General features: G+C 57.6%; 17 protein-coding genes and 2 tRNA genes. 11 read left to right on the top strand and 8 right to left on the bottom strand.

Features of this window, described 5'->3' with window-relative positions:
• The first annotated feature begins 1 nt into the window (after nucleotide 1).
• The 4 genes from ACAM27_RS13460 to pelG are packed head-to-tail and all read left to right on the top strand — an operon-like array spanning nucleotide 2 to nucleotide 5,226.
• A complete protein-coding gene (locus ACAM27_RS13460; RefSeq protein WP_113879007.1) occupies nucleotides 2-1,333 on the top strand; it encodes a PelD GGDEF domain-containing protein in 1,332 nt (443 codons plus the stop codon).
• Entirely contained in the window at nucleotides 1,317-2,315 is a 999-nt protein-coding gene (locus tag ACAM27_RS13455) for a lipopolysaccharide assembly protein LapB (protein WP_226611120.1), read from the top strand. The genes ACAM27_RS13460 and ACAM27_RS13455 overlap by 17 nt, the downstream gene beginning before the upstream one ends.
• Entirely contained in the window at nucleotides 2,312-3,850 is a 1,539-nt protein-coding gene (pelF, locus tag ACAM27_RS13450; protein ID WP_369612125.1) for a GT4 family glycosyltransferase PelF, read from the top strand. The genes ACAM27_RS13455 and pelF overlap by 4 nt, the downstream gene beginning before the upstream one ends.
• Complete coding sequence (gene pelG, locus ACAM27_RS13445; protein ID WP_023009912.1) at nucleotides 3,850-5,226, top strand: exopolysaccharide Pel transporter PelG; 1,377 nt, start codon at nucleotides 3,850-3,852, stop codon at nucleotides 5,224-5,226. The genes pelF and pelG overlap by 1 nt, the downstream gene beginning before the upstream one ends.
• Here pelG and ACAM27_RS13440 read toward each other — a convergent pair.
• The gene (locus ACAM27_RS13440; RefSeq protein WP_369612124.1) at nucleotides 5,223-6,404 is read right to left on the bottom strand and encodes a PLP-dependent aspartate aminotransferase family protein; all 1,182 of its coding nucleotides are present in this window, start codon (nucleotides 6,402-6,404) and stop codon (nucleotides 5,223-5,225) included. The genes pelG and ACAM27_RS13440 overlap by 4 nt on opposite strands.
• A gap of 101 nt (nucleotides 6,405-6,505) precedes the next feature.
• Between ACAM27_RS13440 and selD the strand changes: the two genes are divergently transcribed.
• Complete coding sequence (selD, locus tag ACAM27_RS13435; RefSeq protein WP_036148853.1) at nucleotides 6,506-7,543, top strand: selenide, water dikinase SelD; 1,038 nt, start codon at nucleotides 6,506-6,508, stop codon at nucleotides 7,541-7,543.
• A gap of 68 nt (nucleotides 7,544-7,611) precedes the next feature.
• Here selD and ACAM27_RS13430 read toward each other — a convergent pair whose 3' ends face one another.
• Together ACAM27_RS13430 and rnk are read right to left on the bottom strand one after the other, a co-directional pair.
• On the bottom strand, nucleotides 7,612-8,766 hold the full coding sequence (locus ACAM27_RS13430; RefSeq protein WP_369612123.1) for a cytochrome P450: 1,155 nt from the start codon (nucleotides 8,764-8,766) through the stop codon (nucleotides 7,612-7,614).
• A 102-nt stretch (nucleotides 8,767-8,868) separates the two neighbouring features.
• Entirely contained in the window at nucleotides 8,869-9,255 is a 387-nt protein-coding gene (gene rnk / locus ACAM27_RS13425) for a nucleoside diphosphate kinase regulator (RefSeq protein ID WP_014421109.1), read from the bottom strand.
• A gap of 308 nt (nucleotides 9,256-9,563) precedes the next feature.
• Here rnk and ACAM27_RS13420 point away from each other — a divergent pair, with 308 nt between their 5' ends.
• Nucleotides 9,564-10,478: an AEC family transporter gene (locus tag ACAM27_RS13420; protein ID WP_121206816.1), complete on the top strand. Its 915-nt coding sequence runs from the start codon at nucleotides 9,564-9,566 to the stop codon at nucleotides 10,476-10,478.
• Here ACAM27_RS13420 and ACAM27_RS13415 read toward each other — a convergent pair.
• Nucleotides 10,458-11,423 carry a zinc ABC transporter substrate-binding protein gene (locus ACAM27_RS13415; RefSeq protein ID WP_369612122.1) on the bottom strand — a complete coding sequence of 322 codons (966 nt, stop codon included), beginning with the start codon at nucleotides 11,421-11,423 and terminating at the stop codon, nucleotides 10,458-10,460. The two genes, ACAM27_RS13420 and ACAM27_RS13415, sit on opposite strands and share 21 nt — an antisense overlap.
• Before the next feature lie 142 nt (nucleotides 11,424-11,565).
• Here ACAM27_RS13415 and gltX point away from each other — a divergent pair, with 142 nt between their 5' ends.
• The 3 genes from gltX (at nucleotide 11,566) to ACAM27_RS13400 (ending at nucleotide 13,322) form a co-directional block, all read left to right on the top strand.
• The gene (gene gltX, locus ACAM27_RS13410) at nucleotides 11,566-13,047 is read left to right on the top strand and encodes a glutamate--tRNA ligase (RefSeq protein ID WP_023010485.1); all 1,482 of its coding nucleotides are present in this window, start codon (nucleotides 11,566-11,568) and stop codon (nucleotides 13,045-13,047) included.
• A gap of 116 nt (nucleotides 13,048-13,163) precedes the next feature.
• Nucleotides 13,164-13,239, top strand: a tRNA-Ala gene (locus ACAM27_RS13405).
• 7 nt (nucleotides 13,240-13,246) lie between these two features.
• A tRNA-Glu gene (locus tag ACAM27_RS13400) sits at nucleotides 13,247-13,322 on the top strand.
• A 126-nt stretch (nucleotides 13,323-13,448) separates the two neighbouring features.
• Here the strand turns inward: ACAM27_RS13400 and ACAM27_RS13395 are convergent.
• Nucleotides 13,449-14,303 (bottom strand): 6-carboxytetrahydropterin synthase, encoded by an 855-nt coding sequence (locus ACAM27_RS13395; protein ID WP_113879012.1) that lies wholly within the window; start codon nucleotides 14,301-14,303, stop codon nucleotides 13,449-13,451.
• A gap of 12 nt (nucleotides 14,304-14,315) precedes the next feature.
• On the opposite strand from ACAM27_RS13395, the gene ACAM27_RS13390 reads away from it, so the two are divergent.
• Nucleotides 14,316-15,002, top strand: a complete 687-nt coding sequence (locus tag ACAM27_RS13390; protein ID WP_160170553.1) for an NTP transferase domain-containing protein — start codon at nucleotides 14,316-14,318, stop codon at nucleotides 15,000-15,002.
• Here ACAM27_RS13390 and ACAM27_RS13385 read toward each other — a convergent pair.
• The 3 genes from ACAM27_RS13385 to ACAM27_RS13375 form a co-directional block, all read right to left on the bottom strand.
• The gene (locus ACAM27_RS13385; RefSeq protein ID WP_023010482.1) at nucleotides 14,982-16,079 is read right to left on the bottom strand and encodes a response regulator; all 1,098 of its coding nucleotides are present in this window, start codon (nucleotides 16,077-16,079) and stop codon (nucleotides 14,982-14,984) included. The two genes, ACAM27_RS13390 and ACAM27_RS13385, sit on opposite strands and share 21 nt — an antisense overlap.
• Before the next feature lie 51 nt (nucleotides 16,080-16,130).
• Nucleotides 16,131-17,516: a PEGA domain-containing protein gene (locus ACAM27_RS13380; protein ID WP_369612121.1), complete on the bottom strand. Its 1,386-nt coding sequence runs from the start codon at nucleotides 17,514-17,516 to the stop codon at nucleotides 16,131-16,133.
• Nucleotides 17,517-17,630: 114 nt separating this feature from the next.
• The gene (locus ACAM27_RS13375; protein WP_369612120.1) at nucleotides 17,631-18,092 is read right to left on the bottom strand and encodes a hypothetical protein; all 462 of its coding nucleotides are present in this window, start codon (nucleotides 18,090-18,092) and stop codon (nucleotides 17,631-17,633) included.
• 99 nt (nucleotides 18,093-18,191) lie between these two features.
• Between ACAM27_RS13375 and ACAM27_RS13370 the strand changes: the two genes are divergently transcribed.
• Nucleotides 18,192-21,116 (top strand): insulinase family protein, encoded by a 2,925-nt coding sequence (locus ACAM27_RS13370; protein ID WP_369612119.1) that lies wholly within the window; start codon nucleotides 18,192-18,194, stop codon nucleotides 21,114-21,116.
• Nucleotides 21,117-21,135: the final 19 nt, after the last annotated feature.

Raw genomic sequence — 21,135 nt, 5'->3', positions numbered from 1 at the left:
GATGCAGGACACCCGGGCAACTACGACAGTGGCACAATCGGGGCCCGCCACCGAGGTGCATGGCTGGCTGAAATGGCTGGAAGTCGTTCTGGTCTCAGGCCTGTTTCTCGCGGCAGGCTTCTGGCTGCGACCTGACGACCCGCTCCACGTTGGCAATACGTTTGCGTGGCCGGTTCTGGCGCCCTTGTTGATTGGCCTGCGCTACGGCTTTTTCCCTGCTCTGATGTCGAGTCTGTTGGTGCTGCTTGTGGCTGGGTGGCACTATGACAAGGCCGCTGCCACGGCTTATCCGTGGGGATGGGCCGCCGGCATGCTGGCATGTGGGCTGCTGGCCGGGGAGTTCCGGGACTACTGGGAACGTCAGTTGCGCCGGGCCAACGCAGTTAACGAATACAGTCTCCAGCGCCTGGAAGAATTTACCCGCAACTTCTACCTGATGAAGGTGTCCCATGATCGTCTCGAGCAACAGTTAGCCGGGAGCTCCGGCAGCCTGCGGGAAGCACTGAGACGACTGTATGGCGAACTGTCCCAGACCCGCTCTGAGGGTTTGAATGAAGAAAGCGCGGCCCTGATGTTGCGGGTTCTGGCTCGATACGGCCAGCTCCAGACGGCCGCCATACTGGCAGTGGAAGGAAACCGAAACATTGAACCGAAGGCGCTGGCAACGGTTGGTGACTATGAGGCGGTTTCGGAGTCCGATCCGCTGATTCGATATGCCATGCAGGAAAGAACACTGGTGTCGGTGCAGACAGAGTTCCGCAAACACCTGAAAAAACTGGATACCGATCTGCTGGTTGTGATCCCCCTCATTAGTTCTACCGATGACCTGGTGGCGCTCTGTGTGGTGGAGTCCATTCCATTCTTCAGTTTCCAGAACCGGACGCTTCGTTTGATGGCGATTCTTGCCGGGCATATGGCGGATATGCTGTGCCAACGGGATCAGACGATGGCAGGTTCTCATGAGTGGCAGAGCCTGTGTTCCCAGGCGCGTCGCGCAGCTAGAGATGCAGAGGCCTTTGGCTTGCCTTCCGTGCTGCTTAAGCTGCAGGTGAACGAGCAGGATCTGGCAACCCTCGCGGACAGGATGACCGGCTTGCTGCGGGGGCTTGATGTGATTGCCGTTAACCGAGCGAACGAGAGCCCCAGCGTGGTCCTGTTGATGCCACTGACCGATGAATTGGGGCTTGCCGGGTATCTGCATCGACTGGAACTGGATATCCGGGAAAATGCGGGCCGTTCACTGTGGGATTTTGCCAGTCAGCAGTCACTGGTGGTAAAGACGGAAGCCCAGGTCGCCGAGTGGCTGGCTCGCGAAGGTGGCGCGATTGACTAGCTACTGGTTGTTACCGTTTGGACTGGTCTCAGAACTGGGCGGTGCGGTTGCACTGTTTACCGGTGAGGATTCGGTTCGGGCAGTGGGTGGTTATGTCGTTGCCCATGCTTTGTCCTGCGTGGTGTTTACGCTTGCTCTGCTGGTCCTCATGCCTCAACGTTACCGAAAACAGCGCTGGCGGCCCGCAGTCTTTCTGTTTTCGCTGCAGTTTGCGATTCCCCTGGTGGGCAGTCTTGGCGTGTTTGTCGGTATTCTGCTCGCGCTGTATCTCCCGCGCTCGAACCGGGAACTCCCGTGGCAGCAGGTGCCCATCCCTGAGTTGCCTTTCCGGCCTACCGATATGGGCAGTCAGGTTGTCTATACCGAGGGTGGTTTGCGCCAGGTTCTGAGAGAGGCGAGTGATCCGGGTAAACGCCTGAAAGCTTTGTTGGCCAGCCGACAGATGGAAGGCCGGGAGGGAGTTGATATTCTCCGGGAGGCACTCAAGGATCCGGTTGATGATGTCCGGCTGCTGGCGTATTCCATGCTGGAGCAGAAGGAAAAGGCACTGGTGCAGGAGGCTGAGCGCCTGCAGAGCCAGGTGACGGAAGCCGCTGACCCCAAAGCGCTCGAGCGCATGAATCGCCGTCTGGCACAAACCTGGTGGGAAACCGCCTATCTTGGATTGGCTCAGGGCAGTCTCAGGCAGTACTACCTGGAAAAGTCGCGGGACCTCCTGGTGAAACTGGTTGCCACCTATGACGAGCCCTCGGACTGGCAGCTCCTGGGGCGGGTGGAACTGGCGTTGGGGCGGCCCGAAGAAGCACGTGATGCGTTCGAAGTCGCTATTGATAATGGCGCCCGTCAGGAACACATCCTGCCTTATCTTGCTGAAATCGCGTTTCTGGCCAGGGACTACCAGCGGGTCAGGTTCTATCTGGCCCGGTGCGCCCATGGTCACAATCATCCGGCGATCACTCCTCTTCTCGAAGCCTGGTTATGAGTTTGTTCAAACGAAAGCAGCCGTATATCGCGGACATCGCATTGCTGTTGGAAGGCACCTATCCGTTTATACGGGGAGGCGTGTCTTCCTGGGTACACCAGATGATCTCGGGACTTCCGGAATACCGGTTTGCCCTGGTTTTTCTGGGGGGCGATCCCAGCCATTACGGAAAGCAGCAATACACCCTGCCGGATAATGTCACCCATCTGGAGTGCCACTACCTGATGGACACCCAGGTTCGGGAAAAGCCGAGGCCGAGGGACGGAAACAAGCGGGCCTTCCAGAGTCAGCGGCGGCTGCACGAGAGTTTCAAGGCCAATGAGGCGGTGCCCGAGGAGGTGCTCACGCAGGTATTCAGAGACCTGGGTGAGACCGGGGGGATTACCCGCAAGGATTTTTTGTACAGCCGGGAGAGCTGGCAGGTCATTGAGGACAGTTTCCGTGCCTATTGCACCGAACCCTCTTTTGTTGACTATTTCTGGACTATCCGGACGATGCACGCGCCGCTGTTTACGCTGGCAGAGATTGCGAAGAACATGCCCAGGGTAAAGATGGTGCACTCTATCTCAACCGGGTATGCCGGTCTCCTCGGTGCAATGGTGAGCGACCGATACCGTATACCTTACCTGATCAGTGAGCATGGCATTTACACCAAAGAACGAAAGATCGATCTATCCCAGGCACAATGGATTGACGATCCGGAGGACCAGGTGAGTGCGGCACTTAACGACCAGTTGGGCTATATCCGGCGTCTCTGGATACGCTTCTTCGAGGTGGTGGGAAGGCTGGCTTACCAGAAGGCCGACAGCATTGTCTCGCTGTATTCCGGTAACCAGGCTCGCCAGCACCAGGACGGGGCTTCGCCGGAAAAAACCTGCATTATCCCGAACGGGATCGATCCTGAGCGTTTCCGGGAACCACGGGAGCAGCGGTCGGAGGCCATTCCCAAGGTGCTTGGGCTGGTTGGCCGCGTCGTCCCGATCAAGGACATTAAAACCTTCATCCGGGCGATGAGAAGCGTCTCGGAGCAAGTGCCCGAGGCTGAAGGATGGATCGTCGGGCCGGAGGATGAAGACCCCGCCTATGTGGCTGAGTGTCGCAATCTTGTGACCAGCCTGGGATTGGAAGGCCGCGTTAAATTCCTGGGTTTTCAGAATGTCAGCGAGATTTTGCCCCAACTGGGTTTGATGGTGCTTACCTCGATCTCCGAGGCGTTGCCGTTGGTCATACTTGAGGCCAATGCCGCGGGGCTGCCGTGCCTTGCCACGGATGTCGGCGCCTGCCGCGAACTCATTGAGGGAATGAGTGATGAGGATCGGGCTTTGGGTGCCTCGGGCGCTGTCGTTCCGATCGCCGACCCTGAAGCGACAGCCAGGGAAGCGATTCATCTGCTGACGGACAGTGAGGCCTGGCGGGCAGCCCAGGCCGCGGGGTTGGAGCGGGTATCACGCTATTACACTTTGGACAGTATGTTTGATCAATACCGCCGCCTCTATGAGGCGTCGTTAGAGACGGCGAGTGGGGGAGAGCGCTAGTGGCGGGTATCGGTTTTGAGCTTAGGCGAATACTCCGGCGGGAAAGCTTTGTGAACCTCCTGGGTGCCTATGGTCTGGCGGGCATCATCAGTTCGGGGCCCTGGGTACTGTCGGTACTCGGGGTTATGATCATCGGGGTGCTGAGTTTTGCGCTCGAGGCAAACCAGGGATTCGTGGTCCAGTTTCTGGTGTCGGTCACCTATCTGATGGCGTTCTCGCTGATTCTCTCCGGGGTATTTCAGCACGTTTTCACGCGTTGGGTCGCAGACAGGCTCTACGAGTCCAAGCGTAACCTGATACTGCCCAACCTCATGGGGGTTATCTGGGTCTCAACCGCGGCGTCTTTCATGCTCGGCGTTGTTGCTGCTATCTGGTTTATGCCGGGCACCAGTTATCTATACCGGCTCCTGATGCTGGCGAATTTTGTGGTGCTGTGTAACCTCTGGCCGGTTACCATTTTTCTCTCCAGCATGAAGTCCTATCGTCGTATTGTTGTTGTTTTCGCGCTTGGGTATCTGGTCGCTATCGTTGCCTCGGTGCAGCTGCGTGATTTCGGCATTGAAGGGTTTTTGCTCGGATTGCTGCTGGGCCACAGCCTTTTGTTTTTCAGTTTCTTTTACACCATCATCCGCCAGTACCCGGGCACCACGCTCATCCGGTTTGACTTCGCCAGGCGTGCCCAGATCTTTCCCACCCTGATCTTTACCGGGCTGCTCTTCAATGCTGCGGTATGGGCCGACAAGCTGATCTTCTGGTTCGTGCCGGAAACCTCAGAGCCGATTATCGGGCTTTTGAGAGCGTCGATTATCTATGACATTCCCATTTTTCTTGCCTACCTTTCGATCATCCCCGGTATGGCTGTTTTTCTGGTGCGAATGGAAACCGATTTTTCCGAAGCATACGACCGGTTTTATAACGCCGTCCGTGAGGGCGATACTCTGGAGCGAATCAACCGTTTTCGGGATGACATGGTTCTGGTCGCCAGAAACGGCATTTATGAGATCATCAAAGTGCAGGGAATGACGGTGATCATTCTGTTCCTGTGGGGAGAGGAGATTCTCTCCGCCCTGGGTATCTCCACACTGTACCTTCCACTGTTCCACATTTTCCTGATTGCGGTGGCCATGCAGTTGATTCTTCTTGCGATACAGAATGTGCTGTTTTACCTCGATGCCCGGGGGATAAACCTGATTCTTTGCGCCCTGTTCCTCGGTACCAATATCGTGTTCACGCTGATCACCATTGAGTTGGGCGCCGCCTTTTACGGATACGGCTATGCGGCGGCTACCCTGGTCTCAGCTCTGGTTGGACTGGCGCTGCTGTCTCGCAAGTTCGATGAACTTGAGTACGAAACCTTCATGCTACAGGGGCGTTAACACACTTGTGTAAGGGCATCATTCAGGTCCTGTATCAGATCGGCTGCATCCTCAAGCCCCACTGACAGGCGCAGCATGCCATCGTCAATGCCCCGTTTGAGGCGCTCTTCCCGGCTCAGGCCGTGATGGCTGGTGGCGCTCGGTTGGCTCACCAGGCTTTCTACTCCGCCCAGGCTGGTGGCAAGCAGGAAGACTTTCAGGGAGTCCGCCACTTTTTCGGCTGCCTGCTGGCCACCGTCCACTTCAATACTGAGCATGCCGCCGAAGCCGGTCATCTGCTGTTTGGCCAGGTCGTGGCCTTCGAAGGAAGGCAGGCCGGGGTAGTGTACTTTGGTGACTTTCGGATGTTGTTCCATCGCTTGAGCGACTGCCATGGCGTTCTCGTTGTGTTGGCGTACTCGTAATGGCAGCGTGCGCAAGCTGCGGGAGAGCAGGGCGGCGGTTTCCGGGGCAATCAGCTGGCCCAGGTTCTTGCGCCAGGCGACCACGGGTTTTGCCAGGCTTGCAGAGGTCATCAGGGCACCGGCGGTCAGGTCGCTGTGGCCACCCAGGTATTTTGTGGCGCTGTGCAAGACGAGGTCTGCGCCCAGTTCCAGCGGTTTCTGGTTGATGGGGCTGGCGAACGTATTGTCCACCGCCACCAGTGCGCCGTGCTGGTGGGCTGTTTCAGCGATGGCGCGAATGTCCAGGATCGCCATGTTCGGGTTGGCCGGGGTTTCGAAATAGACCAGCTTGCCCGGTTCGTTCAGTGTTTCCGCCAGTTGGTTCTGCTCTTCACGGAACAGGAAGGTCACTGGAATGCCCAGCGCCTGGCAGTGATTCTTCAGTAGTTCCTGTGTGCCCCCATAAAGATCGCCTACGCACACAATCCCATTACGGCCATGGGCCAGCAGGGTTGCCGAAATTGCCGCCATGCCGGAGGCAAACCCCAATGCTGCTTCAGCATTTTCGAGCCCGGCCAGTCCCTGTTCCAGTTCCTGGATGCTCGGGTTGGTGCCCCAGCGAGTGTACAGGTTACCGTCGCTTCGCCCCTCAATCACATCCAGCAAGTCTGCCGTGTTTTCAAACCGGTAGGTGGTTGTGTTGTAAACCGGCGAGTAGGGGCTGCCGAAGGCATCCTTATGGCGGCGATTGTGGATGATGCGAGTCGCGGGGCCTTGGTTGTTCGGGGTGGTCATGGTGGTTCCTACGCATTTGGTGGCCGGAGAGTGAGCTGCATTGTAGACTGTTGCGTATCCTGACGATAATCGAGTTGCTCAACCGAAAGAAGGAAGACGCTTTGTCCATCAAATTGACCCAGTTCAGCCACGGTGCCGGATGTGGCTGCAAGATTGCTCCGGACGTTCTGGACCGCATCCTTCACACTGATGCTCCCGAATTTCATGATCCGCGACTGCTGGTGGGCAACAGCAGCCGAGACGATGCTGCGGTTGCCGATGTGGGTAACGGCCTTGGCATTATCAGCACCACGGATTTCTTTATGCCGGTGGTGGACGACCCGTTCGATTTCGGCCGTATTGCTGCCACCAATGCCATCAGCGATGTCTATGCCATGGGCGGAAAGCCCGTGATGGCTATTGCCATTCTGGGCTGGCCGGTCAATGAGCTGGAACCGGAAATTGCCGCCAAGGTAATCGATGGTGGGCGTGCCGTGTGTGCCGAGGCAGGTATCGCCCTGGCCGGTGGTCACAGCATTGACTCACCGGAGCCGATTTTCGGGCTGGCGGTGACTGGCCAGGTTTCCGTTGACCGTATTATCCGCAACGACACCGCTCAGGCGGGCGATTTGCTGTATCTCACCAAGCCACTGGGCGTCGGCATTCTCACCAGTGCTTCCAAGAAAGGCAAGGTTACTCCTGAAGACCTGGCCGTGGCGGTGGAGAACATGGCGACCCTCAATAAGGTTGGCGAAGTGTTTGCTGAGGTGGATGGTGTCAATGCCATGACCGATGTAACCGGCTTTGGTCTTGCCGGGCACTTGCTGGAAATCTGCCGGGGCAGCGGCTTGAAGGCAACGGTAAGTCGCAAGGCTGTGCCTGTGCTGCCAAACCTGAAGCCATATATTGATGCCGATTGCATCCCTGGTGGCACCCACCGCAACGCGGCGGCGTTCGGCAAGGCGATTTCCGGTATGACCGACGCCGACAAACTGTTGTTCTGTGATCCGCAAACCAGCGGTGGCTTGATGGTTAGCGTGGCCGAAAAGAGCCGGGAAGCCTTTGAGGCCCTCGCCCGAAAGCATGGGCTGGATCTGCAGCCTCTCGGGCGTCTTGAAGCCGCGGGGTCCGACGAAAGCCTGGTGTTTATCGAAGACTGATCCCGTCGCAATATAAAGCCGCACCGGAGGTTCTCCGCTGCGGCTTTTGTTTTTTCTGGAGAAAGCTATCAGCGGAACACCAGTGGCAGATAGTTAAATCCACCCGTGGGAAACATCGCCCGCTCAGGCTGTTCGCCATCAGCCTGCTCGATAGCTTCGATCTGCTTCAACAACTCCTCCATGAAGATCCTGAGTTCCATTCGTGCAAGGGGGGCGCCGGGACAGACATGGATGCCGGCGCCATAGAGCAGGTTCCTGGCTGCGTTCTGACGTGGGCAGAACTGGTCCGGGTTACCGAAAACATCTTCGTCCCGGTTGGCGGATGCCCAAAGAAGGGTGATTTTTTCGCTGGCGGGAATGGTTCTGCCGCCTATCTCGACCTCTCGGGTGGTTACTCGGCGGTTGGAAATGAGTGGGGCGTCCATTCGCAGGATTTCGTCAATGGCTTCGGGGAGCTGCTCTGGCGCGGCCTTAAGGTTGTTCAGCAACTCGTGGTGGTGGGCCAGATAGTTGGTCAGTATCGAGATGCTCGCAGAAATGGTCGCGAGTTCGCCGACTGTCCAGTTGCGCAGGAGGCTGACCAGCTCTTCGTCGGTCATGGGTTGGTCATTGATTTGCTCACGCATTAACCGGGTGGTGACATCATCTGGCGCAGGCTTATTGGGCTGGCGCCGGGAATCCAGCAGGTCGCGGATGTACCCGTCAAACTCTTCAGCAACGTCGGCCATGGCGGCACGGTCGCGGACGAGGGTTGCCCGGTGATTTTTCATCACCCACTCGGCTAGCGGTTGATGCAGGCTATCCGGCCAGCCCATAAACGCGCACTGAATCTGTAGCGCAAAGGGGCGGCTTAGAGCATTGACCACATCCAGCGGCTTGTTTTTGTCCAGGGTCTGTACCAGCGCCCGGGCCACATCCCGGCATACCGGTTCAAAGCGTGCCATGGGCTCGGGGGCAAAATAGGGTTCGATGGCCTTGCGGTAAGGGGTGTGTTCGGGCGGGTCCATGCCATTCGGTACGGACAGGTGCGCGGAGACGGCGTTACTGAAGGTGTGATGATCCTCCAGTGCCCGCATGACATCGGCATGGCGAAACAACGTCCACTGCTGGTAATCACTCCAGGCTACCGGGCATTCCTTGCGCATGGCATCGTAGGCGCGGATCTGGTCCGTCTGAACCTCGGCTGATCTGGGGTCCCAGTCTTCGTGGTGCTGCTCTGCCATACGGCCTCCTGATCTGTCGGTTAGCACTGATGAAATGCTACCACCGGAGGCCGTTCTGCCTTTGGAGAAATATCAAGTCCTGATATTTGTAAAGGAAAGTGCTTATGGGTTTCGGGTAACACCGATCACTTTCAGGTGGATGGGCTTGCGGCCTTTCATGGGCCATTCGATGCTGCTGCCAATGCTCAGCCCCAGCATGGCGGCACCGGCCGGTGCCAGTATCGAGACTTTGTGATCGGCGTCGCCTACTTCATGGGGGTACACCAACGCCACTTCGTGCTCCTCGCCGGTGTCTTCGTTCAGGAAGCGCACTCGTGAGTTCATGGTCACCACGCCCTCTGGCATGTCGGCCAGTGGCTTCATGTCGGCACGGCTGAGTTCGTCTTCCAGCCCATCGGCCACATCAGACTGGCCGGCGACCCGCTCAAGCAAGGTGCTGAGACGGTTATAATCTTCTTCTGCAACAGTGATAGGTGGCAATTCAGCCATAGGAATCTCCAGGTAAACAATCGATTGTTGGTTAGGCGCTGAATCCGGACGGGGAAGAGAGTGGATTCAGCGAAATCAGAGGCGGATGGCAGCCCTGCCGGTGTTCCCGAAGGAGGACCGCAGTGCCAGAGATATCGTGTAATTGCCTGAACGCAGAATGTTCACGGGAATTGCACTTCGCCTTTAGAGTTGAAGAAGCTCTGAATCTACCCCCGGGTGAGCAAAATGGCAACTGCGAACTTGCCGAAGATCTGTGCTAGTGTCTTGCACCTGTGAACGGGCTGGTGTCTGGTAGTCGGGAGGTGGTGATGCCAATGGTGGTTCAGGCTTTGATTCCTGTCTTCGTGCTGATCATGTTGGGCCATGGCTTGCGCCGCGTGGACTTTCCCGGAGGTGATTTCTGGCCCCGTGCAGAGCGCTTCACCTATTACGTACTGTTTCCTGCCATGCTGGTGTTCAAGCTTGGGCAGGCCCGGCTGCCTCCTTCCGCCTACGGTGATACGGCGATGCTGATTATCGCCATGCTGCTGGCGATGACGCTGGTGCTGGTGGCTGCGCAGTGGCTCTGGGGCTGGTCTGGTCCGGTGTTTTCTTCGGTATACCAGGGTGCGATTCGTTTCAATTCCTACGTGGGTCTGGCCGCGGGTGGCATGCTCCTGGGGGATGATGGGCTCTCGCTCACGGCTATCGCCGTGGCCATTATGGTGCCGTTGTTGAACCTGCTGTGTATTCTGATGTTCGCTCTGGTAGCAGGGCGAGAGCAAATCAATCTGGCGGCGGTGATTCGGGCGATTGTCACCAACCCGTTGATCGTCGGTTCGGTCATTGGCGTGCTCTGGAGCTATTTTCAGGTAGGGTTTCATCCCTTGCTGGCGGGCATACTGGAGCCGTTGAGTAATCTGGCGCTGCCGATGGGGCTGATGTGCGTGGGGGCTGGTTTGCAGCTCAGTGCCCTGCGTGGCGGTTCGGTTCCGTTTATTGTCTCCTCGGCTCTTAAACTGGTGGCGTTTCCACTGATGACCGCGGGCCTGGCCTGGATGCTCGGGCTGGAGGGGCTGCTGGTGCAAGTGGCGGTGCTGTTGGCGGCCTTGCCTACTGCCACGTCGGCCTACATTCTGGCGCGCCAGCTTGGCGGGGATGCGCCGCTGATGGCAGGGATCATCAGCGGGCAAACCCTGTTGGCGATGGTCTCTATTCCGGTGCTACTGAGCCTGCTCTGGTAAGCACTTGAGAACCGCATCGGCCACAGATTGCTGAAACTCGATGTAGCCTGCCGGTGTCGATTCAATGTCGGTTGCCAGCGGGTCCCAGGTGCTGAAGGTGACGTTCAGTCCTTCGGTAATGGAACGCCACCACTGGCGGTTGAATTGGGGCTCGGTCAGCAGGCACGGGTGATTGGCAGCTTCGAGCTTGGCCTGAACATCGGCGATGTGTCGGGCGCCAGGGGAAAGTTCCGGGTTCAGGGTCAGAACGCCTTCCAGCGTCAGCCCATAGTGCTCGGCGTAGCGGGTAAAGGCATCGTGATAGGCGAACAGGCTGATGTCATCCAGGCCGGCAAAGCTCGCTCGAATACTCTGCTCTTTGTTGAGCAGTTCGGTTTGAAAACGCTCCAGGTTGGCATTCAGTTCCTCGGGGTTTACGCCCTCAAGTTCGCTCAGTACATTCCGGATGCCTTTCGCCATGTCCAGTGCCAGCATCGGGTCTACCCATATATGTGGGTCTTCGCCGTCGCCGTGATCGTGGTGATGGACATCGGGTTCGTCATGATGCCCGTGATCATCGTGCTCTTCATGCTCAGGCTCATGGTTGTGCTCATCATGATGCTCGTCGTGCTCAGATTCAGCGCCTTCGCTTTCCAGGAAAGCCACCGACCGGCCAGCGAATTCCTTGCCACCGAGCAGACGGTTGAGGAAGGTTTCCATATCCGAGCCGACCCAGAAGATGACATCCGCCTGTTCCAGGGCACGCCGCTGAGAGGGCTTCATGCTGTAGTTATGGGGGCTGGAGCCGGGTGGTACCAGCGTTGATACCTCCACGCTGTCACCCGCGACAGCTTTGACCAGAAGTTCGACAGGTTTAATGGACGCAACCACATTGGTTGCGGCGGCGGGTGTTGCTATAGCCAGGGCTGAGAGTGCAAGGGCCAGGCGGGTGACATTCTGTGGCATGGTGTATCGAATCCTGCGTGTACGTGAAACGTTATAATATAACAGTTTGTGTCGGGGATGCAAAAGCCGCCCATGCGAAACCTCAGGATGGCCGCTATAATGCGCCCTTTATAAATCGGCCACTTATTTTCAGGATGGTTTCATGACAGTACGCACCCGAATTGCCCCGTCGCCCACCGGCGATCCACACGTTGGTACCGCCTACGTGGCCCTGTTTAACCTTTGCTTTGCCCGTCAGCACGGCGGCCAGTTCATTTTGCGCATCGAAGACACCGATCAGGCTCGCAGTACCGCTGAATCCGAGCAGGATATTCTGACAGCGTTGCGGTGGCTGGGTCTGAATTGGGACGAGGGTCCCGACGTTGGCGGCCCCCACGGCCCGTATCGCCAGTCTGAGCGCAAGCACATGTACGGTCAGTATGCCGAGGACCTGGTCACCGCTGGTCATGCGTTCTATTGCTTCCGTACACCGGAAGAGCTGGATGCTATCCGCGAAGAGCGCAAGGCTCAGGGCCTGAATCCCGGCATCAAGGGCGATCTGGAGTTGCCGGAAGAAGAGGTAAAGCGCCGTCTGGATGCGGGTGATCCGTATGTTATCCGCATGAAAGTGCCCGACGAAGGCGTGTGTGAAATTCAGGATATGCTCCGGGGTACCATTGAGATCGATTGGGCTCAGGTGGACTGCCAGATCCTCTTGAAGTCTGATGGGATGCCGACCTATCACCTGGCCAATGTTGTTGATGACCATTTGATGGGCATTACCCACGTGCTGAGAGGTGAGGAATGGATCAATTCTGCGCCCAAGCACAAGCTGCTGTATCAGTACTTTGGCTGGGATATGCCAGAGTTGTGTCACCTGCCGCTGCTGCGTAACCCTGACAAGAGCAAGCTGTCTAAGCGCAAGAACCCGACCAGTATCAACTTTTACGAGCGTATGGGCTTCTTGCCAGAGGCTGTGACCAACTACCTGGGCCGTATGGGCTGGTCCATGCCGGACGAGCGTGAGAAATTCACTCTGGATGAGATGATCGAGAACTTTGATATCCAGCGCGTGTCCCTGGGTGGCCCCGTGTTTGACGTGGAAAAACTGCGTTGGCTCAACGGCCAGTGGATTCGTGAGGAGCTGAGCGACGAGCAGTTCATGGCGCGGATGCAACAGTGGTGGTTTAACCAGGACGACTTGAAAGCCCTGGTGCCCCATATCAAGGGTAGGGCGGAAGTGTTTTCCGATGTGGCGCCAATGGCCCAGTTCATGTTCAGCGGCATGCTGAATCTGAAACCGGAGGACTTTGCCCATAACAAGCTGGATGAGAGCCAGGTCAAACGGGTGCTGCAGTTCGCCCTTTGGAAGCTGGAAGCTCAGCGCCACTGGAGCAAGGACACCATCTTTGCCGACATCAAGGCGTTGGCGAAAGCCATGGACCTGAAGATGGGCGATTTCATGTTCTCGATCTTTGTGGCCATTGCCGGAACGCCCAATTCCTGGTCAGTGATGGACTCCATGGCGTTGCTTGGCCCGGACATGACCCGCTCCCGTTTGCGTCATGCCCTTGAGGTTATGGGTGGTTTTTCCAAGAAAGAAACCAAAAAAGTAGAGAAGGAATACGCCGCTCTGGGTGTTTGATGAGCGGTTTGTTGGTTAATTGAACGATGAGAACAGGGATGTTCAAAAAACTTTAAAAAAAGCGGAATCGGGTGTTGACGCCCCAAGGGCGGATCCTTAATATACGCATCCGTTGAGGGGCCATAGCTCAGCTGGGAGAGCGCAACACTGGCAGTGTTGAGGTCAGCGGTTCGATCCCGCTTGGCTCCACCAATTTCTAGTCCCCTTCGTCTAGTGGCCTAGGACTCCGCCCTTTCACGGCGGCAACAGGGGTTCGAACCCCCTAGGGGACGCCAATTAGGCTTGACGGTTTAGTCCACCGGATAGCCATCAAAAAAACCGCCTTCGGGCGGTTTTTTTGTGTCTGAACGAATGAGCTGCGGGATTCGCGCCGTTTAGGGCGCCAATCCCGGATGGCCGGTTCAGGCTCGTATGGCAATAGCGCCTTTGCCCACTCCCTCGTAGGCTTTTACCCGAATTTCCTCTCCGGAGAACTCCGCTTTCAGTTTGTCCGCAATGTGGGCGGCAATCAGCTCTACGGTTGTGTCCGTTTCCAGCATGTATACCCGGTGCTCAGGCAGTGTCAGGGCAAACTCTCCCTGGTTGGCTTCATACTCGAAGGTGATATAGCCAATGCCATCCTCGCCCACGAACCGGCGAGCCACGTCTTCTTCCGTGCCCACATAGATATCCTGCCAGAGCTTCGCCCAGCGTTCTTCCAGGTCATAGGCCCGGTGTCCGTTGCGGTCAATGCGTATCGGGGAGCGATGCCCATGGGCAATGCGCTGGCAGTTGCCCAGGTGCTTTTTCAGGCCGTGAACATAGTGGTAGTAAGCGCCTTCGATGACTTCTTCGCGCAGGTTGATGTCGACGGAGGTGACATTGCCGGGCAGAACGGCTTTAAGCTCTTTTTCCAGCAGGGCGGCCACAGCAGACGGGACGACCCGGTCCGAGGACAGCCAGACAACGGCTTCGTCCGGCGAGCTGTGCTCGATGTGACCGCCGCCAGAGAGTGCCCAGCGGAAAGTGTTGGGCGCGTCCTCGCTCCATTGCAGGCCTTCGTATCCGCGGGGAATCACCAACCGGTGGTCAACGCGTTCGTCAATCACCCTTTTGATGGTGCGCTTGACGTTGCTGAAGTCAAAGACCATACCCTGTTCGTCCAGTTCTCCTCCCAGCACCACATCGGCAATCCAGCTTTCGCCAACCAGGCCTCGAGCGGAATCCAGATAGGCGAAATCAATCACAGTGAGGTTGTCGACAAAGAGATGGTTCATGGAGGGTCCGGCGTGGTCAGGTTGCATGATGGCGGAATTCTAGCAAAAATCGCTGCATTCAGCAGTTTCAGGGGGCGCATCATAAACGCGAATCATAGCATCAAGGATCCGCAGTTTCCGGCATTGGTGCTGGCAGCCGGCCAGGCGAGACGAATGGGGTGTTACAAGCAGGCCTTGAAACTGCCAGGTGGCGATTCATTGCTGGGGCACGCCATTAGTCAGGCGCGGCAGCTATCGGCGCAGACGTGGGTGGTTGCGGGCGCAGGCTACCCTCTGGTGCGCTTTCGCTGCAATCGGCAACCGGCGCACTGGGTGGTTAACGAGCGTTGGCGGGAGGGCTTGTCGACGTCGTTGATTGCCGGCCTGCAGGCGCTTTCTCCCGCTGCTTTGGGTGTGTTTGTGCTGTTGGCAGACCAGCCCTTACTGGATACCGAAGGGCTCAGACGGCTGTCCGCAAACGCCCGGCGGAAGCCAGAGGTGCCCTGGGCAGCCAGTTATGGCAAGCGGGTAGGCGTGCCAGCCTGGATTCCGAAATCGCTCTGGGGAGATCTGTTATTGCTTAAGGGCGATGCGGGGGCGGGGGTGGTTCTGAACCGGGCCGGAACCCGTCCGGTTGAAATAGCCGGGGTGCAACAGGACGTTGACACCCCTCAGGACTGGCAGCAGGTCCGTGGGCAATTAGCCGAACAGGCCGGATAACCAGGCGATTCCTACGCTGAAAATACCCAGACTGATGGCCAGGCCAACGGTATAGATGCGCGAGTTGGCCGAGCGCTGCTGAGACACGTACAGATCGATGGTGCGCTGGGCAATGTCCTCGGCGGTCTCCCGGGAAATCTCGTGGGCCTGCTGAATGGCTTCCGACTGCAGGGTTTGCCAGAACTCGGTGTCGATGGTCTGTACGCTGGTGATGTGGTCCTTCAGCTCTGCCATATGCTCGGAGGTGAATCCGGCGTTTTTGGAGAGTTCTTTTTTCAGGGAAGTAAGCTCGCGACCCAGGTTCAGGTTAACTTCGGCAGCCACTTCGTCGCGCAGGTTGCGGGTGCGTTCATCCAGCATCTTGCTGAGTGACTCCAGGCGCTCCTCGATAGTGGCTTCCTGCCTGCTGCGGGTTTCGTCCAGCGCACGCTTGAGGTGATCGAACTGTTCATCGAAAAGGGAGCTGAGCAGTTCATGCAGCCGGTTGTTGATATGAGTCTTGACCGCCGAGCGGGCAATCTGCTCAATCAGGTCGCTGGTCAGAGGCACCACATTCGGGGCGCTTTGGCCGTTCAGGCCGCTTTCCGCTTTTGGCGACAGTTGCACAGAGGCATCCTCCGGAAAGTCCATGGGTTCGTCATCTGACTCGCGCAGGTCATGGCCGTTCATTTCAACAGGTGCTTCTGGCACGTTCCCCTGCTCGACGTCACTGGCCAACTGCTCCAGCATCAGGTTGAGACCTTCGTTGTGAGGCGGCTTGGTAAGGATGTTGTAGACACCAAAGTTGCGCGCTTCCTCCATAAAGGAAGAGGATTTCTTGGAGGTACACATGATGATCGGAATGCCGGCCGTTTCCGGGTTGTTCTTGATGGCCTTGGTGGCTTCCACGCCATTCATGCCGGGCATCAGGTGATCCATAAAGATCACGTCTGGCCGGTCGTGGCTCTTCAGGAAATCCAGCGCTTCTTCTGCTGATCCCGCCATGTTCACTTCCATGTCCCGACTCTCGAGCAGTTTGCTTAGCGCAAACCTGGCAACTTTGGAGTCGTCCACCAGCAGAGCATTTTTGATTGCCATGTCACTACCTCAACCTGTTACTGCAAACGCGTGGGTCCTGCGACCGGGTGATTACCAGCCTTCCAGTTGCGGGCACTGGGTTGCCCGATAACTCTTTTCCCGATAACAGACACCGGGTTCCGTGGTGCGGGCGGTAAACACTTCGCCAGCCGCGGTTGTCAGGCGAACCTGTCCATAGGGTTCACCATGGCGGAAAGTGGCCTCGATGGAGCTGCCGTTAGGATTGCGCAGCAGGCCTTTGCCGTGGAACTTGCCTTCCATGTACTGGCCATCGTATTTCTTTCCGTCAGCAAAGACTTCAGAGCCCTTGCCATGAAATTCGCCGTTGGAGAATTCGCCTTCGTAGGAGCGTCCGTCCGGGTAGGTGAGGGCGCCCTGGCCGTGGAATTCATCATTCCGAAAGCCGCCAACGTACAGCATGCCATCGGCGGTGGTCAGGGAACCATGGCCATTCATACGGCCCTGCTCCCAGTTTCCGGTCAATATGTCGCCGTTGGCCAGGGTAAGCGTGCCCTTGCCGTGGAACTGATCGTTCTGGAACTGGCCGGTATAAGTCGTGCCGTCTGCGGAGCGCCAGCGCCCCTCACCGTGCCGCTCGCCCCGTTTCCAGTCGCCCTCGTAGCGGCTTCCATCGGCGTACCAGGCGGTACCGGAACCATCAAACTCGGCGTCCACGAAGTGGCCTTCATAACGCAAGCCGGAGCTATCTTCCCAGGTGCCATCACCAGTGGTGACGCCGCCGCGCCATTCACCATTCCTGTAGTTTACGGTGGTGAAGGCTTCCAGTTTGCCGACCAGCGTGAGTTGGTCGCCGGCTTCCAGTGCCACTGAATTGCTCCAGGACTGGTATCCGGGTTTTTCGATGGTGATGTCATAGCGGCCGGGGTCCAGTTCCAGGTCCAGGCGGGTGGCACCATAGGATTTACCGTTGATCGTAACCTGATCGCCCACCACGTTGGAGCGTAACACCAGGGTGCCGGTTTTCGGAGGCTCGGGCGCCGGTTTTGTCTCCGGCACGTCGCGTTGGGAACGCATAGCCGAAACTGGTTCGGCCATGGCCAGCATTTCCGGGTTTTCGGGCATTGGTTCAACGGTGAACGGTTCGCTGTTTGCTGCTGTTTCGGTCTGTTCGCCGGTGGCCGGAAGCGCGTTGTCGACGGGCTGCGGCGTCTCCGGAGTGTCTGCCAATGGTGTCTCGCGGGTATCAGCAAACAGCGGCTCTTCAGCCACAGATGCGGGTGTTTCGGCTTCAATCCGGGTTGTGGGTGTTTTCGCGGCTGAGGTTTCCGGCGCGGTGGCATGCTCCACGGTTTGCGCCAGAGCCGGAGCTGTGGTGTCGGTGGTATCCAGATCCTTGCGAACCGATGCGAATCCGGCAGTAACCAGAAGCATGAGCGCAAGTGCATTGATGAACAGCAGCGGCCTGAAATCGACCATGACAAAACCTCTTGATCCAAGTGTTCCGGATGCTTTGTTATGGATTCATCTTAACCACTGTCTGCAACGTTATGTAACAGAAAGTGTCTGAACTTGATCAGAATGCCGGTCGTATCACATTTTGTCCGGAAGCCGATCATGGTTAAGTTGCTCCCAGGACTTCATGTAAACATCGGCTTCATATTGATAGGGAGACCGGAACGGGGTCAGAACAAAATCGAATATCAGGAAAAAGGAGCCGATCGACAGCCAGGCGATCGTCAGGGTGCTGATGGTCGTGGCCTGTTCTTCCGGATTGGAGTTGACGAACTCCTGCAGCAGCGGGATCAGGTCGCCGGCCATGACTATCGGGTTGAAGCTGGCCAGGACAAAGGGCAGCCAGAAGGCAATGAAGATGGGGAAGAAGCCGTAAGACCACAGCACGCGCCGTAACAGGTAGATAGCAACTTCCCGCCAGAAACGCTGCCGAATCTCGGGAACTTTGCGGATTCGCTCGAGATACTGGCGCCGTTCGGCCCACCAGGCGGCAACTTCAGGGGCGTCGATGTGGGATTTGTCTGGGCTGCGGTCTGTCATGGATTGGCAGGCTACCTTGTTGAGTCCGTTCCGTGCATGATATCCGATACTACGTGTTACCCTGTAATTCTCCAATTGTTCTATACACAGGATTTTTTAATGGCTGCAGTGACTGACAACGCAATCCATCCGGCTTTTGAGAAACTTCGCAGTCACCGGATCGGCACCCTGAACCTTGAGGTTGAGGAGTATCGCCATAAAAAGACCGGTGCACGCCATCTTCACCTGGCGGCGGATAACGACGAGAACGTATTCTTCGTTGCTTTGCGAACGTTCCCGATGGATTCGACCGGTGTCGCCCACATCCTGGAGCATACCGCCCTGTGCGGCAGTGAGCGTTACCCGGTGCGTGATCCGTTCTTCATGATGATTCGCCGCTCCCTGAACACTTTCATGAACGCGTTCACCAGCAGCGACTGGACTGCTTATCCCTTTGCCAGCATGAACCGCAAGGACTTCGATAATCTGCTGTCGGTGTACCTGGATTCCGTGTTCTTCTCCAAGCTGGACCCGCTGGATTTTGCACAGGAAGGTCATCGCCTGGAATTTGACAAGCCGGATGACCCATCCAGCGACCTGGTCTACCGGGGTGTGGTCTACAACGAGATGAAAGGGGCGATGAGTGCACCTACCTCCCAGCTCTGGCAGAACCTGACCAGCCATCTGTTCCCGACCACGACTTATCACTACAACAGCGGCGGCGAGCCGGACCATATTGTCGATCTGAGTTATGACGACCTGGTGAAGTTCTATCGCCACCACTACCACCCGAGCAATGCGATTTTTGCGACCTACGGCAATATCCCGGCCCGGGAACACCACGAGAAGTTTGAAGAGCTGGCGCTGAAACGGTTCGATCGGCTGGATATTGAACTGCCGGTGAAAGACGAGAAGCGCATGTTCGCGCCGGTCCGGGTAGAGCAGGGCTATGCGGTAAATGAAGGTGAGAGCACCGACAACAAGACCCACATTGTGATGGGGTGGTTGCTGGGCCACAGCTTCGACCTGCAGGAAAATCTTGAAGGCCAGTTATTGTCTGCCGTCTTGCTGGAAAACAGCGCATCGCCGTTGATGCGGGCGCTGGAAACCACAGACCTGGGCCATGCGCCGTCTCCCATGTGCGGGCTGGAGGATTCCAACCGGGAAATGACCTTCGTTTGCGGTATTGAGGGCAGCGAGCCGGAGCGCCGGGCGGATCTGGAACAGCTGATTGAGTCTACGCTGCAGAAGGTGGTGGATGACGGTGTCAGCCAGGAGCGCCTCGAGGCCATCCTGCATCAGCTGGAACTGCACCAGCGGGAGATTGCAGGAGACCAGTTCCCCTACGGCTTGCAACTGATCATGAGCGCGATTGCCCCCATGGTTCATGGTGGTGATCCGGTGGAACTGCTGGATCTCGAGCCGGTATTGGCGACATTGAGGGAAAAGATCAAGGATCCCGAGTATGTGCCCGGGCTGATCCGGCGCAAGTTGCTGGAGAACCCGCACCGGGTAACCCTGACCTTGCGCCCGGATGAAAAACTTGAAGGCCGTCGTCAGCAGGCCATCAAGGAAGCCCTTGCCCGGCGCAAGGCGGAGCTGTCCGACGATGATATCAGCCATATTGTACAGCGTGCCCAGGCACTGGAAGAGCGCCAGATGCGCAAGGATGATGATTCCATACTGCCCAAGGTTGGGCTGGAAGATGTGCCGCTGCAGATGCCGGAGCCGGAGGGGCGGTACGATGCCGAAACCGGTGCGACCGTTTATTCCCGAGGCACTAATGGCCTGGTGTATCAGCAGGTGGTGCTACCGCTGCCGGCTCTGAGCAAAGACGAACTGTTGCTGTTGCCTTATTACACCACTCTGATTTCCGAAGTGGGGTGTGGAGAGCTGGATTACTTGCAAATGCAGGATCGTATTTCTGCGGAATCTGGCGGCATCGGCGCTTCTTTTACTGCCAAGGGGCAGATTGATGATGTTCAGGCCATGACCGGCTATCTGATTTTCAGTGGCAAGGCGCTGAGCCGAAACAGCAAAGCGCTGACCCGCCTGCTGAAGGATGTCTACACCGGGGCCCGTTTTGACGAAAAAGAGCGTGTTCGTGAGATCATTGCCCAGATCCGGGCTCGCCGTGAGCAGGCGGTGACGGGCAGCGGGCATGCCCTGGCCATGGGCGCAGCGGCTCAGGGCGTCAGTTCCGGTGCCTGGTTGTCGTACCGTCTGGGTGGTCTGGCTGGAATTCGTGGTACCAAGGAGCTTGATCAGCAGCTCAAAGATGAAGCCGGCCTGGCCGATTTGTGTGGCAAGCTGGCCGCGCTGCACAACCGTATTCGCAGCCAGAACCGCCAGTTCCTGCTGATTGGTGAGGACGACCAGTTGTCGCCCATGCTGGATGAGTTGGGCACTTGCTGGAGCGGAGTGTCTGCAGAGGGTGAGGGTAACTGGTCCATGGAGCCGGTCAGCTACAACACCCGGGAGGCCTGGCTGACATCTACCCAGGTCAATTTCTGTGCCAAAGCCTATCCGACGGTTGCGGTGGATCATCCCGATGCGGCTGCGCTGACGGTACTGGGAGGCTTTCTCCGGAACGGTTATCTGCACCGGGCCATCCGTGAAAAAGGCGGGGCCTACGGTGGTGGCGCCGGCCAGGACAGCGTGAATGGTGTTTTCCGGTTCTTCTCCTATCGCGATCCCCGCCTTGCGGAAACCCTGGATGACTTCGATGCAGCGCTGAACTGGTTGTACAGCGAAGCGCATGAGCACCAGGCTCTGGAAGAGGCGATCCTGGGTGTGATCGGTCAACTCGACCGGCCCCGCTCGCCAGCCGGAGCGGCTCGCCATGCTTACCACAACAAGCTGTTCGGGCGCACGCCGGAGCAGCGAGCACGTTTCCGAGAGAGGGTTCTTGGTGTCACTCTGGACGAGCTTAAGCGCGTGGCCAAGACCTGGCTTGCGCCTGAAAAGGCCAATGTGGCCGTGGTGACAAGCCCCGACAACCGTGCGGTTGTGGAAGGGCTTGGCATGGACATTCAGGAACTTTGATCTGACTGGCAGAGGGCCA

It is taken from the genome of Marinobacter sp. RI1 (assembly GCF_041155085.1).
Taxonomy (GTDB): domain Bacteria; phylum Pseudomonadota; class Gammaproteobacteria; order Pseudomonadales; family Oleiphilaceae; genus Marinobacter; species Marinobacter nauticus.
The sequence above is the reverse complement of the archived record's forward strand: the minus strand, read 5'-3'. Positions and strand labels throughout refer to the sequence as shown.

Coding starts and splice junctions, on each gene's coding strand:
- ACAM27_RS13380 (WP_369612121.1), bottom strand. CDS start 17,516: ATGGTCGATTTCAGGCCGCTGCTGTTCATCAATGCACTTGCGCTCATG.
- ACAM27_RS13420 (WP_121206816.1), top strand. CDS start 9,564: ATGCCAATGGTGGTTCAGGCTTTGATTCCTGTCTTCGTGCTGATCATG.
- ACAM27_RS13415 (WP_369612122.1), bottom strand. CDS start 11,423: ATGCCACAGAATGTCACCCGCCTGGCCCTTGCACTCTCAGCCCTGGCT.
- rnk (WP_014421109.1), bottom strand. CDS start 9,255: ATGGCTGAATTGCCACCTATCACTGTTGCAGAAGAAGATTATAACCGT.
- ACAM27_RS13375 (WP_369612120.1), bottom strand. CDS start 18,092: ATGACAGACCGCAGCCCAGACAAATCCCACATCGACGCCCCTGAAGTT.
- ACAM27_RS13460 (WP_113879007.1), top strand. CDS start 2: ATGCAGGACACCCGGGCAACTACGACAGTGGCACAATCGGGGCCCGCC.
- ACAM27_RS13430 (WP_369612123.1), bottom strand. CDS start 8,766: ATGGCAGAGCAGCACCACGAAGACTGGGACCCCAGATCAGCCGAGGTT.
- ACAM27_RS13395 (WP_113879012.1), bottom strand. CDS start 14,303: ATGAACCATCTCTTTGTCGACAACCTCACTGTGATTGATTTCGCCTAT.
- gltX (WP_023010485.1), top strand. CDS start 11,566: ATGACAGTACGCACCCGAATTGCCCCGTCGCCCACCGGCGATCCACAC.
- ACAM27_RS13385 (WP_023010482.1), bottom strand. CDS start 16,079: ATGGCAATCAAAAATGCTCTGCTGGTGGACGACTCCAAAGTTGCCAGG.
- ACAM27_RS13440 (WP_369612124.1), bottom strand. CDS start 6,404: ATGACCACCCCGAACAACCAAGGCCCCGCGACTCGCATCATCCACAAT.
- pelF (WP_369612125.1), top strand. CDS start 2,312: ATGAGTTTGTTCAAACGAAAGCAGCCGTATATCGCGGACATCGCATTG.
- ACAM27_RS13370 (WP_369612119.1), top strand. CDS start 18,192: ATGGCTGCAGTGACTGACAACGCAATCCATCCGGCTTTTGAGAAACTT.